Raw genomic sequence first — 17,008 nt, 5'->3', positions numbered from 1 at the left:
CGGTGTATTGGCAGGCGTAGTAGCAACCCCGACAATTGTGACAGAGGTTGGCGAGTTGCGTGATGGATGCATCTGAAAACGCCCGTTCCGCGTGCAGCGACGGGAAGACTGAACAATATCCTTCGCAATACCGACACGCGTTGCAAATCTCGGCCTGTCGGCGGGCCTCTTGAATAAGTTCAGTTTGCATAAGCGGCGGCCTCACGTCCTGCGATACGTCCGAAAACGGTTCCGATGGTCATGCCGAAACCGGCCAGATACCCCTGCCCCAGGATTGATCCGGCCATTGTTTCACCTGCGGCCCAAAGATTTTTGATCTTACATTTGGGCGTCGAGCACTGCGCCGCATCGTCGACCTTGAGCCCAAGGTAAGTGAAGGTCACACCCGTGCGGAGCGAGTAACCATAGAATGGCGGCTCGGTGATAGGGCGGGCCCAGTTGGTCTTGGGCGGTGTCAGGCCAGAAGTAGAAACACCGTCCAATTCGGTAGGATGAAAGTGACTCGTATCACCGCAGGCTGCATTGAACTTTGCAACCGTCGCTGTCAGCTTGTCTGCAGGCAGATCCATCATCGCAGCCAGTTCTTCCAATGTGTCAGCTTTCAACGGGGGGAAGACGGACGGCATGAACAGGTTCAGCGATTTAGCGTCGATGACCACATAGCCAACTTGATCGGGTTGGGCCGCCACCAGACGCCCCCAGATTGCATAGCGTTTGGGCCAAACATCCTCACCCTCGTCATAAAAACGTTCTGCTTTCTTGTTCACGACGATGGAAAACGGCACGCAATCCAGACGGGTGACGATGCCGCCGTCGAACTTCGGCGCGCGCCCGTCGATGGCAACGGCGTGACATTGGGTTGGATCGCCGACGCTCTCAACGCCCTGATCCAGCAGATCGGCCAGCACAACTCCTCGGTTGTAAGGAGTACCCCGGATCAGAAAGTTCTTTGCGGGCTCACCCCAAGCACGGGTAAGCCAATCTGTGTCTGCCTGAAACCCGCCCGAGGCAACGATAATCGCCTTGGGCGTGATGCGATGAGATTGGCCTTCATAACTATAGTCGACCCATTCGATCCGATCGTCATTCAACTCCAAATGCGTGACGGCGGCTTCGTACAATACATCGACACCTAAACCTGCAGCGGTTCGATAATAGGCATTAACCAGAGATTTCCCACCGCCCATGAAAAAGGCATTGGTGCGCGCCAGTGACAATGTTCCGGAAAGCGATGGTTGGAACCGGACCCCATGCTCTTCCATCCACGGCAAACACTCCTCGGAAGTGCGGATTGCCAGGCGGGCAAGATGTTCGTCGGTTTTGCCACCAGTGACCTTCATCAGATCCGAAAAGTACTCGTCCTCTCCGTACTCTTCGACCAAAGGACCCAGAGGGGCACCGTGCATGCAGCGAAAGTTGCGTGTGTGACGCGAGTTCCCCCCGCGATATGGTTTCGGAGCCGTTTCGAGGATAAGAACGCGTGCGCCTGCTTCGGCGGCTGTCATTGCGGCACAAAGGGCGGCGTTTCCGCCACCAATCACAGTGATATCGTAAGCTTCCTTTTGGGTGGCCATATCCTGTCTACCTACTGATTTTCGTCGATTGTCCGATCGCGTTCCTGCAACGCCCGGATGCGCATCCGTTGTGCGGCCTGAATATGCACGCGCATCTCTGTCTCAGCCGCGGCACCATCCCGCGCCTTGAGCGCAGCCATGATACGCCGATGTTCAGCTACTGCCGCTTCGGCCCGATCCCCGTCCAACAATTGCGATGGCCCAAGGATCAGCAGCGCCTTTTGAAGCGACAGCATGGATTTCGCAAGGAACCGGTTCTTGGCGGCATCCAATAGCGTGGCATGAAAAATCCGATTGATCCGAGCTGCATCTGGGCCTGTGCCAGCCTCGGCCAAACGATCATTCAAAACATCCAACTCGTCCAATTCGACATCCGACGCCGCGCGAGCTGCCAAACGTGCTGCAGTGCCTTCGAGTACAGCGCGCATCTCATAGAGTTCCATTACTTCTGCGTAGTCCAGGCTGCGAACGGTCGCGCCCTGCCGCGGAACGTGGGTGACCAAGCCGTCGGCCTCCAACTGCCGGATCGCTTCCCGCACCGGAGTTCGACTGACGCCCAGCCGTTCTGACAGTTCGATTTCGCGCAAGCGTTCGCCGGGCAAGAGTGTGCCGTCATGAATCTCGTCCAGCAGGCGCTGATACGCGGAATTGCCTTGCGGGCCGGGCTGTAAGGTGTCGTCCTGAATGGTCATCGAGCGCTCACTTGTCTTCTTGCGTCCACTTGTATACATTTGGATACATAGTGAGTCAATATTGTCGGAAGCCGCACTTTGCCAACCCAGAACAGAACACCTTCTCTCTTGAAAAAGCGGGCCGTAACACTGGGTCTTGCGCTTTTGGGTACGGGAGTATTCTGGGCATTGGATCTGCCACTGCCGTTTCTATTTGGCCCAATGTGTGCGTGTTTGATAGCAGCGCTGGCTCATGCCCCCATGGAAGGTTTTGGTCAGATATCGGTTGCCGCACGCACCATTCTGGGCGTTGCGGTTGGGGCTTCGATTACACCGGCCCTTTTTGCAGAACTGCCAAAGATGGCTGCGTCCATCGCGCTAATCCCATTCTTCATCCTGCTGATCGCGCTGGTCGGGGTGCCCTTCTTCCGCAAGGTCTGGGGCTTTGACACCACAACTGCGTTTTACGCGGCCATGCCCGGTGGATTGCAGGACATGATCATCTTCGGAACCGAGGCAGGCGCCAATCCGCGGACGTTGTCCCTGATACACGGCACACGCGTTCTGATCATCGTGACGCTGGCACCGCTTTTTCTAACGGTGTTTTACGACGCCCAGCTCACCAACCCGATCGGAGAGCCTGCGCGCGACCTGCCGATAAATGAGTTGGTACTGATGGTTCTGGCCGCCCTTATCGGTTGGAAGGGCGGCGAGCGGATCGGTCTGTTCGGGGCGTCAATTCTGGGTCCAATGATCCTGACAGCAGCCTTGTCGCTGGGAGATTTCATTCACACCCGACCGCCTCGCGAGGCCATCCTTGCAGCACAGTTCTTTATCGGCTGCGGGATCGGTGTGAAATTCGTAGGCGTCACCTGGGTCGAACTGCGCAGGGTTGTGGCAGCGGGTTTCGCCTATGTCATTGTCCTCGCGATACTGGCTGCTGCCTTCACCGCCGTTGTCACCACATTGGGCTTCGGTCAGCCGGTTGAGGCTTTCCTCGCCTTCGCCCCCGGCGGACAGGCCGAGATGACAGTTCTGGCTATCGTTTCTGGTGCGGATTTGGGTTTTGTTATCACGCACCATCTGACAAGGATCGTGCTAGTGATCATCGGTGCACCTATTGCGGCCAACCTCATCTTGCGTTGGTCCAAACCTCGGGGTTGATCATGTGAATCGGAGTGCCTTCGGAATAGGCGTTCACCTGATCGAAAATGTCTGCAAATTGCAGGTCGAACTCGTCCTCCGTCACAAATCCAATATGTGGTGTCGCAATCAGGTTTGGATGCGATAGCAACGGGTCATTCGGATCAGTAAGCGGCTCTGTATCAAAGACATCAATTGCGGCTTTACCAGGGTGCCCGGCATTCAAAGCTTCAAGCAATGCGCCATTTGCGATTAGGCCCGCACGGGATGTATTCACAAACAGCGCCCCTGATTGCATCTGCGCGAAATCCGACGCTGTGATAATACCGCGAGTGTCTGGCTTCAGACGGACATGAACCGAGACAACATCGCTTTGGGAAAAGAATGCTTCACGGCTTTCAGCTACGTGAACTCCATCTACCTCCGCACGCGCGCGGCCTTCATCCGAGGACCACCAGACTACATTCATTCCGAATGCTTCGGCATAGCCTGCAACGGCGCGGGCGATACGGCCATATCCATAGAGCCCCAGTTTCCGCCCCCTCAGAGTCTTGCCAACTCCGGCCTGCCAATGCCCCGCTTTGACCGAGGCCATCTGAGTGGGCAAATCACGCATCCCGGCCATGATTAGCGCCCATGTCAGTTCGGCAGCAGCATATGAGGGAGTCCCGCCATGCATGTTCGAACAAAGTAGCACTCCGTTATCCGAGCATGCCTGCACATCGATATGCGGGTAAACGCTGCGTTGACTGATTAGTTTCAGATTAGGAAGTTTCTCAATCAAGTCGCGGGTGATTTTGGAGCGTTCGCGAAACAGCACCAGCGCCTCGGCCTCCTGCAACCGCGTGGCCAATTCGTCTGTTTCTTCGACATGATCTGTCCAGACCTTCACGTCATGGCCAGACAGTTTTTCAAAACAGGGCAGGCCCTGCAGTGTTTCAAACCAATCATCCAGAATATGAACCTTCATCGGCTTTCTATACCCTGCCCTATGTTTAGTTTTCTTGGGGTCGGCACAAAGTGTAATGCGTCAAGTGCTGCAAGCGCATTGCGGACCCGTTCGCTTTGATCCAGCAAATGGTTGAACTGTTCATCGCATCCGGCAATCGGTGTTGGGTATTCCGCGATGTCCCGCCGTAGCACCGACTGTGCCAGCCTGAGTTCCTGACGCGCAATATCAAGGCATTCAGAATAGTCATCCATCGTGGCGCCTCCAAAATGTATACCATAGTATACGTAATTGGATTTACCATATCAACTCCCGTTCCACACAGACTCTGGTACGTAGACATGCCCATCGGCCAGCTTACGCGCGGTCCGCACCAAACCGGCAGAATTTACGTTGAAATCCCCGTCATGTGAGAAATCCACCAAAACGTCGATTTTGCCCGAGGCATGTTCCAATACAACTTCTGCCGGGCTTGCCTCGGGGCGATCCAATAGCCCGTCAGCCACGGTGCCGGGCGTCAAAGCGCAAGACGCCATGCATTGCGCACCAGTAACTGCCATTGTTGGATGGGTCTTCCACGGCATAAAATACCGAACTGCAACGGTTCCACCTTCCTTGGCTGGCGCAAAGAGGCCGAATTTTGGGGTCACTGATTTTGATACATCCCCCATACCCATCAACTTCCCGGCTTCGATCCGCACCGCCTCCATACGATCAAAGAAATCGCGGTCGGTATCCAGTTCATCAGCGCTTTCATACCCTGTCAGTCCGAATTCTGTGGCCTGCGCTATGACCATTGGCATGGCAACATCCATACAGGTCAACTCGATCCCCTGAACTGTATCGCGCAGGTTTCCGGTGGGTAGAAATGCACCTGTTGCCGAGCCTACAACACCCATGAAGCTCAGTTGCACAGGCGCAGATTGGCCAGGAACTCCGGCAATTTCCGCATCGCCCTCATAGACCAGTTCACCACCCGGGGTCTGCACTTTGGCGATGACCCGGGCACCCGTGTTGACAGCGCGAATTCGGATTTCGGTCTCATCACCCTGGGGGTTAAACAACCCCATTTCGATGGCAGCAGGGGCGACTCCGGACAGGATGTTTCCGCAGGTGGGTTTGAAATCGACCAGTTTCTCCTCAACCGAAACCTGCGCGAAGAAATAGTCGATATCAGCCCAGTCATCCTCGCTGACTGACAGCATCGCAACCTTGGTCGTCACCGCTGTACCGCCTCCGATTCCGTCGATGTTAATCGCTTGCCCGGCCCCAAGGGCGGCGACCAACACGTCTGCCAACGTCTCTAAATCCTCAGGCAGATCAGAGCGACGAAAGTATGGCCCACGAGAAGTGCCGCCGCGCATGAAAATATACGGGATTGCTGTCTGGGTCATCTCGAACCCTCCTTTACAAACCGTGTCAGTTTTTTTGTGAATTCAAGCCGGGCATTGGTGGACCATCTACTTAAGCGGCCATGGCAAGCTGACCATGTCCTGCAACAATCCCGGCGGGAAATCCCGGTTCAGAGCACCAGCCATGAAGCACATGAAACCGATGCCGCAGGCTGTCAGGAGAAACGTCATCTGCCAGCTGGACCCGGCGCGAATACGGAAGAATGCGATCAGGAACCCGATCAGGGCGAGGATGAACCCCACAACCCACGTGGCCGCGATCAGACCTGCGAACCACGCGAGCGTTGACCAAAGTCCATGTGGCGCGCTTGCATCCTCGCCGGCAATTTCCTTGTCGGCAAAGATTGCATCCCCCTCGGGTCGCCGCATCATCTGGATCAACAGAATGACACAGCAGAACAGCGACACGCTGCCGATCACCAGCGGGATGATCTTGTCGGTCATGTTGTAGTCGGGGATCATATTGGCGTTGACCAAGGCGACGATCAGATAGGCCATGATCACGAGCAGAAAGATCAGCGGCGCGCGCTTACCGCCAGATTTGACCTCACCTTCGGCCATGATCATCTTGGCTTGCCGAATACCCAGAATGACCGAAACCACGGTGACCACGATCAGGACAATCACGATCGGGCTGAAGACATACTCCATGCCTTCGCCAAAGCTTTTACGGAAGCGGAAAGACGCGATCTGGAACGCTTGGTTGGTGAACTTCTCAACCGGGTTCGACAGCACGAACCCAATCAGAAAGGCCGGGCGCGACCAGTCGAAGCGGCGCAGGAAAATACCGATCAGACCGATGACGAACAGGGCCAGCAGATCTTCGAAGTTTTGGCCGGACTGGAAAGCCGCAAAGCTGATCAGCATGAACAGAAACGGCGCCAGATAGGTGAACCGGATTGTCGTCAGCTTGGCGATCCCACCCGAGGCTGCGATGCATAAGATGGTGCCCACCACGTTGGCGAGAGCCAACAACCAGACAATTGAATAGGTGATGTCGAGATTATCCTTGAGCATGCTAGGACCGACCTCGATATCGCCGGATCCCAACAATGCAACAGCGCCGATAAAGATCGCCATCGAACCCGAGCCGGGGATACCAAACAGCAGCGTTGGGACGAGCCCCCCGCCCTCCTTGGCGTTGTTCGAGCTTTCCGGCCCGATGACGCCACGCACTTCGCCTTTGCCGAAGTTGCTTTTGTCTTTGGTCGATTGAACTGAATGGCCATAAGCGATCCAGTCAACAACCGAGCCACCAAGGCCAGGAATGACACCGACAACCACGCCAATGATCGAACAGCGGACCGACAACCAGATGTTCGCAGCCCAGTCTTTGACGCCATCCAGCCAACCCGCGCCTAGTGAGGCACCCTTGGCAATGGATCGATCTTGACGCAGCAGCGAGACGATTTCGGGCACCGCAAAGATACCCAAGCCAACGATGACCAACTTCAGACCATCGGTCAGGTAAGGAATGTCATACGTCGCCATACGCAGCGAACCCCCTGCGTCCGCCTCGCCAATCGTACCGACCATCAGGCCCAACCCTGCGGCGGCGACACCCTTCAGCGGGATACGTCCGGCGAGGATAGCGACCATCGACAAGCCAAGAATGGTGATCATCAGCATCTCGGGCAGACCGAATGCCAGAACGATGGGCCGCGCGATCAGGATAAACATGGTCAGAAATGTTGCGCCGACCAAACCGCCAAAAAGCGATGAAGCAAAGGCCGCTGACAATGCCCGCGCGGCCTCACCCTTTTTTGCCATCGGGAAGCCGTCCAGCACCGTGGCCTGCGAGGCAGAGCTACCGGGGATGCCCATAAGAACTGATGCGAAGGTATCAGAGGTCGGAACAACGGCGACCATCCCGATCATCAACGCCAATCCAAGGATCGGGTCCATGCCAAACATGAAAGGCAACAGCAGGGACAGACCTGCAATACCGCCGAGCCCAGGGAAAACACCTACGGCCAGTCCCATAACGACACCGAGTATAAGATACCCCAAGACGATGGGCTGCAGGATAAGACCCCACGCGTCACTGAGCGCAGGAAGAGCGGTGGCGAAAACCTCCATAGCGGCCGCCTTTCATTCAATTTTTGTAGGGATCAAAAAGCGCGCGCCCATTGCTGTGGGCACGCGCTGTGATTGGTCGGCTTAGTTCAACTCGACACCGTAGGCTTCTTTAAGCCAGTTCAGGACATAGGCCTTGGCATTGTCGTCGACGTTTGTCGCGGTTTGCAGCGCTGACTTGGAGCCGTCACCTACGAACACCGGATACTTACCCACGCGCTTCGAGGAGATGTCGGCAAAGTCGCCGCGCTCTGTCACAGCCTGGAACGCTGCTGTGTATGCGTCGACCACTTCCTGAGGTGTATCACCCGGCAGGAAGGCCAGCTTCTGAACCGGGAAACCGGCTACAAAGAATGCTTTCCACGCATCCCATGCCTCACCGCTGGTTTCACAGCCATCGGTGGCTTCGCAAACTTCTTTGAAAGTTGGGATATCCGGAAAGGTCGGGTCACGGACGATGTTGCCGTCTGCATCCAGAGCACCCCAGGTCATCATCGGCACAGCCTGACCGGATTCAACCAACGGGGCCGAACCACCCAAGTAGCCGGACGAGGTCTGATAATCGATATTAGCTTCGCCACGTTCGAACATCAGACGACCATCGCCACGGCCTTTGATGCCAAAAACAGGCTCAACATTCATGCCCAGCATTTGCCATGCCAACAGCGGCACAAGGTCGAGGCGTGTCGCGCCCTGCGAACCATAAATGAAGTTGGTGTCTTTCAGCGCATTCGCCGAGCCATCAAACTTCGCGCCATCTTCTGCGTTCAGGTAGGCAACACCACCGGTTCCGGATGCCATGACAGGAATCCAGTCATTGTATTCATAGCGCACCCGCGGATCACTCAGCAGATAGGGGAACTGGGTCGAGCCTGAAGTGCCGAACAACAACGTGCCATCGTCATGGCTTTGCTCCTGGAACCAGTTCGCGCCCTTGGTCGAACCAGCGCCTGGCATAAATTTCACGACCACGGTCGGTTGACCCGGCAGTGCTTCGGACAGAAGCGGTGCAAAGAAGTTGGCCCATTTGGCAGACCCGCCCGTTTCCGAGAACGGGATGACCCATTCAACTGTCTTGCCCGAGAAATCGACCTCGGCGGCGGCAGGCGCTGCGATACCGGCGGCGGCAATCAGCCCCACGACGGCGCGACGGGTGAAGTTGGAAATGGTCATTGGTTCCTCCCTGTTGACCAGACAACCACGTCAACGCCCTCCGCGCTACCGTGATCGCAAATAGAACTGTGGGGTTGATTCCCCCTCCCATCTGGCAATCATGGAGTGCCAACCTTGCGCGAAACTTGCAGGAGACCCGATGCGGATCGTCATCGTCGAAGACAACGAGACCCTCGCCAAAGCTATTGCCTATCGCCTACGTGACCGGGGTCATGCAGCAGAAGTGCTTTTGGATGGCGATGAGGCTGACTTGTATCTTGCGCAAGAGGGCGCCGACTTAGTTGTGCTGGATATCAATCTGCCGGGACAGTCAGGGCTGGGGATCCTGAAGTCTCTTCGCAACCGTGGTGACGGGGTACCAGTGATCCTGCTTACCGCGCGCGCCGAAACAAGCGACCGGGTTTCGGGGTTAGATATGGGCGCCGATGACTATCTGGTTAAGCCATTCGAAATGGACGAGTTGGAAGCACGTATCCGGGCGCTTTCCCGACGCAAAGACCTCGACTATGGAGCAAAAGAGAGCATCGGTGGCCTGGAATTCGACCGCGCTGCCCGACAGGTTAGTGTACAGGGCGAGGTTATGGATATTCCACGGCGGGAAATCGCGGTGCTTGAGTGCCTGTTGGAACGCAGGGGCAGAATTGTTCCCAAAAGCCAACTAACAGATTACGTCTACGGCGTGGGTGCCGATGTCGAGGCCTCCGCCGTCGAGCCTCATGTATCGCGGCTGAGAAAACGTCTTCAAAATCTAGGAATTAGAATAAAAACAGCCCGTGGTCTGGGATATCTGCTTGAGGTGCAGAAGTGATCAAGCACGGCTCCCTCAGGCTAAGGCTTTTTATTCTTATCCTGACCCCCTTGGTGCTACTTGCCGTTCTGCTTGGGCTTTGGCGCTTTATGATCGCGCAGAAAACAGCCCAGGAGTTGTTTGATGACAGTCTGCTATCTGCGGGTCTCGCAATTTCGCGAGATGTCGCGATCTCGGGCGGTGACGCTCTGTCGCCCACCACACGCAGCTTGATCCGTGACGCGTCCGGCGGAGAGATTTTCTATCATGTAACGGGTCCCGGTGGCATCTACGTGACAGGCTATGCGTACCCTCCTGCGTCCTCGACCCCGTCTATCCAAGACGCTTACGAGCCGTTTTTTTTCGAGGCGCTCTACCGCGAGGAACCGGTACGCGTTCTCAAAATGACAGAGCGAGTGACTTTAGAGAATCTTATCGGAGATGCGACGGTCACAGTTTGGCAACGAATGGCGGATCGCAACGCATTTGCCAATGAACTGTCAATCCGTGCGGGAATTCTGATGGGTATTCTTCTTGCTACACTGGCCTTTGTGGTATGGTTCGGTGTAGCCCGCGGCCTGAGGCCCTTGCTGGACTTGCAGGACGCGATCGATCTGCGCTCACCGGATGACCTGAGCGAGATCAAGCGCCCTGTTCCGGTCGAAGTTCAAGGTGTTGTCAAAACACTGAACCGACTCTTTGGTCAGGTAGAGAACAGTATCAACGCTCATCAAGTTTTTATCTCCGAAGCAGCACATCAACTGCGGAATCCGGCGGCTGCCGTGCAGTCGATGGCCGAAGCGCTGCAGGACGCGAAAACAGATGGTGATCGAGAAAAACGTATCTCAGAGCTTGTGGCGGCGGCAAAAAACTCAGCAACAGTGGCCGAGCAATTATTGTCACTTGAAAGACTCAGGCAGCCGACGCACCAAGATCAAATGGCAGAAATTGATTTCCGCTCGGTTGTGGAAGAAGCCTGCACGGAGATGGGAGTTCACATTCTCGCAAAAGGTATCGAGTTTGATGTCACGATGCCTGAGACGACGGTCATGGTATCCGGTGACCGGGTGTTTCTAATTGAAGCGCTCAAGAACCTGCTGGACAACGCAGTCAAACACGGTGGCACTAAGTTGAGCCGCATTTCAGTCGAGATGGACGGTGAAGGCGAATACTTGAATTTAACTGTAGCCGATGACGGAGCGGGCCTGTCGCCTGAGCAAAGCGAAGCAGCTTTCAGTCGGTTTTCACAGTTGGAATATTCCGAAGGCAGCGGATTGGGGTTGTCTATCGTCTCAGCAGTGGCACAGCGCCACGGCGGAACAGTCTCAATCAACCGCGTCGAAAGAGGAGCGAGCGTTACGCTTGAGCTTCCGATAGCCCATTAGACGAAACCGTGTCCTCTGCTGCGCTTGCGGACCACACCACTATTGTCGACTAGCATTGCCTCGTCCACACGGCACAAGACGTGGCATTTGTTGCTGCCTCCGATACATTTCACGCGGCGCAGAATCGCGTGTTCAATGAGCGGCGTTGCTATATCGCGATGACGTTTTGGCCGTGGGTCTCGATGGTGGACGCGAAGTGGGCTGAGACTCTCTCAAGCTTGTTTGGAAAACTTCCGCGGAAGTGTTTGAAGCTGGGACAGTTGGAATGACTGATCGTGTCATTTTTACAACTGATAACTTTGCCTACGATGTTGGATTAGAGAAAAGAGCCTTTCCTCATAGGGAGAAACAGGTTGAAGCCGCGCATAATGCCGTAAACGGTATTTGCCGTGCTGGAGGTTGTTGGAGGACTGTCCAGCACCACACAGATAAATCAGATGGCGCAATCGCAGTTATTGAGAGCTTGGGATCTTAGACCCGAAATGCTTAGGGCGACTAGGCGAGCCGAGGCAATTCACCGCCTTTTGTCAAATGATCGGTCAGGTTGCCCGACCAAACAGTTCAATATCCACGGGTAGGTCGTGGTGACGTAGTATCCATACTCACCATCCACAGTCATGCCATTGCACTCATCCAGATCGCCAACCCCCGTGAATTCGTAGTCGTCAATATATGTCCCGTCCGGAGTGCCACCCGGACCTGCAGGCGGGGCAGGTCTCGGTGTAGCTTTCAGTTCATAGCCAGAGATCGCGGGTCTAATTCTGCCTTCGTTGTCTTTGAAAATCGTTCCATAGATCGGAAAGCCGTCAGCTGCGAAACCTATTACCGGCGATGGCTTATCAAGGTCGTGGTCCAAAAACAGAGCATTTGGATTGGAATGGTAGTGGTACCTTCCGTCGGGCTGGGCGTGGGCATTGTGAAGATCCACACCAAAATACTGATCGTAAGACGGCGGGTCGAGCAACCAGGGATCAGTATCCCGACACCCTGCCAGAACGTTGCCATTCTTGTCTGCACGTGAGCCGCTTGGACGATAACACCCGGCCGAGAGCAAATCGACCGGCACGCCGTTGAGCAGAATTGCGTCATAGCTACGTTGTGAAAGCGCAGCTTGACTGTCCGTTTTTTCTGGGTTCCTAGGAATCCGAAATGTGCCTGACAATTCCCGCACATCGTTGGCGAAGTTGGCTGTAGGCCCATTGAAATTATGGTTAGGAATGCCATTGGTCTTGAGAGTGCAGTGCTGACTATCAGACGAGATTTCGATTTCGGAGTTAAAACGTTGCTGGCGGGTGACGTCTTCCACTGAAGCGGAATACACGCCCGCATAGTCCGCACAGTCGGCAGACCGGTTGCTGAGCAAAAGATCGGTGATGTCCTGAGCAGCGTTCTGCGCAGGAGCCTGAACGGCCGTAAACCCTGTCAGAAGCGCGCTGAATGTCAAAATCTCCACTCGCATGGCTCAATCTCCTCAGTGTTTCGAAATTTTTTTACAAACAAGTCGCTCGTTAAGAGTTGATACCTGTCACCCTATCCTCAGAATGCGACTCGGTCTCCTCCTTTCAAATCCAGAATTTCTCTCGCTTCGTCGGGAGTTGCGACCTGACTGCCCAGGTCTTCTACAATACGTCGAATTTTGGCGACTTGCTGAGCGTTGCTTTCAGCCAGTGTTCCACGAGAGATGAACAGGCTGTCCTCCAAGCCAACACGAAGGTTGCCGCCCATCTGGCTTGCCGTCGTAGCAAGCGACATCTGTGCTCCACCTGCGCCCAAGACCGACCACCGATAGTCGTCACCGAACAGCCTGTCGGCAGTACGTTTCATGAAGATCAGATTGTCGACTTCGGGTCCAATGCCGCCGAGGATGCCAAAGATAAACTGAATGAAAATGGGTGCCTTGAACAACCCGATATCCATGCAGAATTTCAGGTTGTACAAATGCCCGACATCATAGCATTCATGTTCGAATTTGATGTCATGTGGCGCGAGCGTTTCTGCCGCTTCGCGAATATCCCGGAAAGTATTGCGAAAGATGTTCTGATCGGAATTCGCGACATAGTCCTTCTCCCAATCAAACTTCCAGTCGTCATCACCGTATCGGTTGGCCAAAGGGTGAAACGAGAAGTTCATCGAACCCATATTCATTGAGCACATTTCTGGGCTGAAAGTCTTGGCCGGGTTGATCCTGTCTTGAATGGATAATGTCAGCGATCCACCGGTCGATAGGTTCACAACCGCGTCGGTGGCCTGTTTGATGCGCGGCAGGAAAGGTGCGAAGTCGTTCGGGTCAACCGACGGTGAACCGTCCTCGGGATTGCGGGCATGCAAATGCAGGATCGACGCCCCGGTCTCGGCGGCCTCAATCGCCTGCCGCGCGATGTCATCATAAGTGTACGGGAGTGCATCCGACATGGTTGGTGTGTGGATCGCTCCTGTTACAGCACATGTAATGATGGTCTTTTTCTGACGGGCCATGAGTTCAGTTTTCCTTGGATTGTCCGATGTGCTTCACGCGATAGCCCAGCGGGAATAGTTGCAGGTCATAACGGCTGCGGATCACGCCCCAGATGCCTTTCGGCGCTTTGAGCATGACGACAATCGCAACGACGCCGAGAACGATCAGGTAAGTTGTTCCGAGGTCGGCCAGCGTTTCGCGCAGAGCGAAGAAGACGAGTGTGCCGATGATCGGTCCTTCGATGGTACCGATGCCGCCTATTACGACGATGAAGATGACGAAGGCAGTCCAGTCGTTGACGCTGAACGCCGCGTCCGGCGATATGCGCAACTTTTGTAGAAAGATGAGAGCGCCGATCATCGCCGTGAACGCCGACGTGACGACGTACACAATGAACTTCGTGCGCCAGATATCGATGCCGAGGCTTCCGGCGGCCAGTTCATTGTCGCGAATTGCCGTCAGCGCCAACCCTTGGCGCGAGCGCAGGAAGAGATAGACGGCTGTCACCACCAGCACAGCGGCACCGAGCGCCAGCCAATAGCTCAGCGCTTCTCGCATAGCACGACCGGACGCCAGAGATTTGACGATGGCAACGGGCAGCGAAGATCCTGATCCCCCACCAAGCGCTGAGATCTGCGCGAAGCTCAGACGAAAGACTTCTGCGATGACCCAGGTACCAATGGCAAAATATGCGCCCCGAAGCCTGAAGATCAGAACGGCAACCGGGATAGAGATCAAAGCCCCCAAAACGCCTGCGGCTGCGATAGCAACCAGTGGGTGCAAACCACCCAGCATTGTAAGTGCGAAGAGCATGTAGCCGCCGAAGCCCACATAAGCCTGCTGGCCAACCGAGACGAGACCGGCATAACCCGCCATGAGGTTCCAGAGAGTGGCCAGGGACAGGTAAAGAAATAGCTCGCCCATCAGGCGCATGTCGGCGCGGCCTGCCCACCAGGGTGCTGCAATCAGAACAAGCAAACCGATTGCGGCTAGGATCGCCGCAACACTTGCTGCTTTTGATGATCGAGATACAGAGTAGTCCTGCAGGTTCATCCGGAAATCCTCGGGAAGAGGCCGTTCGGACGAACGGCAAGAATGACAAGGAAAGCGATATGGCCGGCTAGCACTTGCCAGCCCGGATCAATCTTGGCTCCGATGGTTTGCGCGACGCCAAGGATAACGCCGCCAATCAACGTACCCCAAAGGTTGCCAAGCCCACCGATGATAACAGCCTCAAAACCAAAGATCAGACGCCCCCCGCCAATCGAAGGATCAAAGCTTGTTCGAATGCCAAGCAAGATACCGGCGATTGCTGTCACTCCGAGGGCCAGCGCCATGGCCAGACCAAAGATGTGCCGACGATTGAGGCCCATGAGCTGGGCGATGTCTTGATTGTCGGACACCGCTCGAAATGCACGACCAAGTGCGGTGTGATAAAAGGTCCATTGCAACCCCCAGATCACAGCGATGGCGATCCCGAAGGTGAGTAGCGGTAAGATACCGAGGGTCACACCGCCTACTGCGACGCTGGCTGTTTCCAGCGCGCCAGCATTCAATGTTTGCGGGTCGGCCGTGTAGACCTCTAGCAACCCGTTTTGGATGATCACGCTTAGTCCAAAGGTGACAAGCAACGGTGGAAGAATATCGTCGCCCAACGTTTGGTTCAGTAGACCTCGTTGAAGGGCATACCCGATCAACGCCATAGCAGGGACGACGATCAGCAACGCGGCCATCGGGTGCATCCCGGTCGCGGTCGTCACGGTCAGCCCAAGGTACGCGGCCAACACAATCAGATCACCATGGGCAATATTGACCAGCCGCATGACTCCGAAGATCAACGACAGTCCTGCGGCAAACAGCGCGTATAGCCCACCCAGCAAAGTTCCCTGCACGATAGCATTCAGCCATTCCATATTATTCGATCCCGAAATACGCGCGTGAAATGTCTTCACGCGAAACGGTGTCAGACGCGCTTTCCAGCGAAACGCGCCCCTCCTGCAGGCAGTAGACCCGGCTCGAGACCGACAGTGCCTTGGTTATGTCCTGCTCGACGATGATCGCACTCATGCCCTCACCGATGATGCCGGGCAGAGCCTCGTAGATGTCTTTAATGATGATCGGCGCGAGCCCGAGACTGATTTCATCGAAGAGGATCAGATCGGGATTGGCCATCAATGCGCGCCCGATGGCGACCATCTGCTGTTGACCGCCCGACAGCGATGTAGAGGCCTGATCTTTTCGCTCTTCAAGGATCGGAAATAGATCATAGACGGCTTTCAAATCCCAAGGGCCCGCTCGACCAACTTGAGCCCCGATCATAAGGTTTTCTTTGACTGACAAAGAGGGGAACAATTGACGACCCTCTGGGACCATCGCCAAGCCAAGCTCTGCAACCTGGTCTGCGCGAAGGCGGCTGATATCCTGACCCCGGTAGTGAATCTGATCCGGTCCGTTCGTCAGCAGCCCGGTGATAGATCGCATCAGGGTCGTCTTGCCTGCGCCGTTCGCACCGATGATGGCAAGAACTTCGCCTTCGCCAACGTCCAATTCGACATCGTAGAGCGCTTGGAAATCACCGTAGTAAGAATTTATGCCGCGTGTTTGAAGAATGGGATCAGGCATCGGCTTCGATCCCCAGATAGATTTCTTTGACTTCAGCGCTTTCCATGATTGCCTGCGGCTCGCCCTCGGCGATCTTCTTTCCGAAGTCGATGACGATCAGACGATCCACGACAGCCAGCAGGGCGTGCACAACATGTTCGATCCAGATGATGGTAACGCCCGAGGCGTGGATGTCCTTGATGGTTTGAACCAGTGATTTGCACTCAGCTTCGGTCAAACCACCGGCAATCTCATCCAACAGCAGCAGTTTCGGTTTGGCGCAGAGCGCGCGTGTCAGTTCCAGGCGTTTCCGTTCCAGCAGTGTCAGGCTGCCTGCTAGAACGTTTGCCTTGGGCAGCAGCTCCGTTTGGTCCAGAACCTCCAGACAAAAGCGCTCAGCCTGATGCCCATGCAAGCCGGCCGACTGCGTGGCGGCGATCATTGCGTTTTCGAAAACGGTCATTCCCGAAAACGGCTGCGGGACCTGAAAAGAACGCGCGATGCCTGCATGGCTGCGCTTTGCGGCGGTCCATTTCGTCACGTCCTGCCCATTGAATTCTATCACCCCGGAATTCGATTTGAGCGTCCCAGTGATCAGATTGAACATCGAGGTTTTGCCGGCGCCGTTGGGGCCGATTACCCCGAGTGCTTCGCCTTGCTGGACCTCATAGCTCATAGCATCGGCTACAGTGACCGCGCCAAATGCCTTGCTCAGGGCTTGGAGTCTCAAGATTGTCGTCATGCTTCTCTCGGATAGAGGGTTCGGCGCCAAGATCGGCGCC

Annotated in this window: 16 protein-coding genes; 3 read left to right on the top strand and 13 right to left on the bottom strand. The window is 55.5% G+C overall.

All coding sequences use genetic code 11. The features are described 5' to 3' along the window. Positions 1-179: 179 nt before the first annotated feature. Both tcuA and E1297_RS45615 read right to left on the bottom strand, forming a co-directional pair. Complete coding sequence (tcuA, locus tag E1297_RS45620) at positions 180-1,574, bottom strand: FAD-dependent tricarballylate dehydrogenase TcuA (protein ID WP_155150302.1); 1,395 nt, start codon at positions 1,572-1,574, stop codon at positions 180-182. Positions 1,575-1,585: 11 nt separating this feature from the next. Next, positions 1,586-2,266, bottom strand: coding sequence for a GntR family transcriptional regulator (locus tag E1297_RS45615; protein ID WP_155150300.1), 681 nt, complete (start codon positions 2,264-2,266; stop codon positions 1,586-1,588). 78 nt (positions 2,267-2,344) lie between these two features. On the opposite strand from E1297_RS45615, the gene E1297_RS45610 reads away from it, so the two are divergent. Further along, a complete protein-coding gene (locus E1297_RS45610; RefSeq protein WP_155150298.1) occupies positions 2,345-3,409 on the top strand; it encodes an AbrB family transcriptional regulator in 1,065 nt (354 codons plus the stop codon). Here E1297_RS45610 and E1297_RS45605 read toward each other — a convergent pair. The 5 genes from E1297_RS45605 to E1297_RS45585 form a co-directional block, all read right to left on the bottom strand. Beyond that, positions 3,378-4,358, bottom strand: coding sequence for a D-2-hydroxyacid dehydrogenase family protein (locus tag E1297_RS45605; RefSeq protein ID WP_155150297.1), 981 nt, complete (start codon positions 4,356-4,358; stop codon positions 3,378-3,380). The two genes, E1297_RS45610 and E1297_RS45605, sit on opposite strands and share 32 nt — an antisense overlap. Then, positions 4,355-4,591 carry a hypothetical protein gene (locus E1297_RS45600; protein ID WP_155150295.1) on the bottom strand — a complete coding sequence of 79 codons (237 nt, stop codon included), beginning with the start codon at positions 4,589-4,591 and terminating at the stop codon, positions 4,355-4,357. The genes E1297_RS45605 and E1297_RS45600 overlap by 4 nt, the downstream gene beginning before the upstream one ends. Before the next feature lie 51 nt (positions 4,592-4,642). Continuing rightward, complete coding sequence (locus E1297_RS45595; RefSeq protein ID WP_155150293.1) at positions 4,643-5,731, bottom strand: 4-oxalomesaconate tautomerase; 1,089 nt, start codon at positions 5,729-5,731, stop codon at positions 4,643-4,645. A 66-nt stretch (positions 5,732-5,797) separates the two neighbouring features. Continuing rightward, positions 5,798-7,828: a tripartite tricarboxylate transporter permease gene (locus E1297_RS45590; RefSeq protein ID WP_155150291.1), complete on the bottom strand. Its 2,031-nt coding sequence runs from the start codon at positions 7,826-7,828 to the stop codon at positions 5,798-5,800. 81 nt (positions 7,829-7,909) lie between these two features. After that, positions 7,910-8,998 (bottom strand): tricarboxylate transporter, encoded by a 1,089-nt coding sequence (locus tag E1297_RS45585; protein ID WP_155150290.1) that lies wholly within the window; start codon positions 8,996-8,998, stop codon positions 7,910-7,912. A 139-nt stretch (positions 8,999-9,137) separates the two neighbouring features. Between E1297_RS45585 and E1297_RS45580 the strand changes: the two genes are divergently transcribed. Both E1297_RS45580 and E1297_RS45575 read left to right on the top strand, forming a co-directional pair. Then, a complete protein-coding gene (locus E1297_RS45580) occupies positions 9,138-9,806 on the top strand; it encodes a response regulator transcription factor (RefSeq protein ID WP_155150288.1) in 669 nt (222 codons plus the stop codon). Continuing rightward, positions 9,803-11,170 (top strand): sensor histidine kinase, encoded by a 1,368-nt coding sequence (locus tag E1297_RS45575; protein WP_209016383.1) that lies wholly within the window; start codon positions 9,803-9,805, stop codon positions 11,168-11,170. The genes E1297_RS45580 and E1297_RS45575 overlap by 4 nt, the downstream gene beginning before the upstream one ends. A 514-nt stretch (positions 11,171-11,684) precedes the next feature. Here the strand turns inward: E1297_RS45575 and E1297_RS45570 are convergent. From E1297_RS45570 to E1297_RS45545, 6 genes are all read right to left on the bottom strand, one after another. Then, positions 11,685-12,629 (bottom strand): YHYH protein, encoded by a 945-nt coding sequence (locus tag E1297_RS45570; RefSeq protein WP_155150286.1) that lies wholly within the window; start codon positions 12,627-12,629, stop codon positions 11,685-11,687. 77 nt (positions 12,630-12,706) lie between these two features. After that, complete coding sequence (locus E1297_RS45565) at positions 12,707-13,645, bottom strand: 3-keto-5-aminohexanoate cleavage protein (protein WP_155150283.1); 939 nt, start codon at positions 13,643-13,645, stop codon at positions 12,707-12,709. Between the two features lie 4 nt (positions 13,646-13,649). Then, the gene (locus E1297_RS45560; RefSeq protein ID WP_155150281.1) at positions 13,650-14,678 is read right to left on the bottom strand and encodes a branched-chain amino acid ABC transporter permease; all 1,029 of its coding nucleotides are present in this window, start codon (positions 14,676-14,678) and stop codon (positions 13,650-13,652) included. Further along, entirely contained in the window at positions 14,675-15,538 is an 864-nt protein-coding gene (locus E1297_RS45555; protein ID WP_155150279.1) for a branched-chain amino acid ABC transporter permease, read from the bottom strand. Before E1297_RS45555 ends, E1297_RS45560 begins: the two co-directional genes overlap by 4 nt. A 1-nt stretch (position 15,539) precedes the next feature. Further along, entirely contained in the window at positions 15,540-16,247 is a 708-nt protein-coding gene (locus E1297_RS45550; protein WP_155150277.1) for an ABC transporter ATP-binding protein, read from the bottom strand. Beyond that, complete coding sequence (locus tag E1297_RS45545) at positions 16,240-16,968, bottom strand: ABC transporter ATP-binding protein (RefSeq protein ID WP_155150275.1); 729 nt, start codon at positions 16,966-16,968, stop codon at positions 16,240-16,242. Before E1297_RS45545 ends, E1297_RS45550 begins: the two co-directional genes overlap by 8 nt. Between the last annotated feature and the right edge of the window lie 40 nt (positions 16,969-17,008).

This window comes from Roseibium sp. RKSG952 (assembly GCF_009711355.1).
This window is presented reverse-complemented; position numbering and strand designations above follow the sequence as displayed.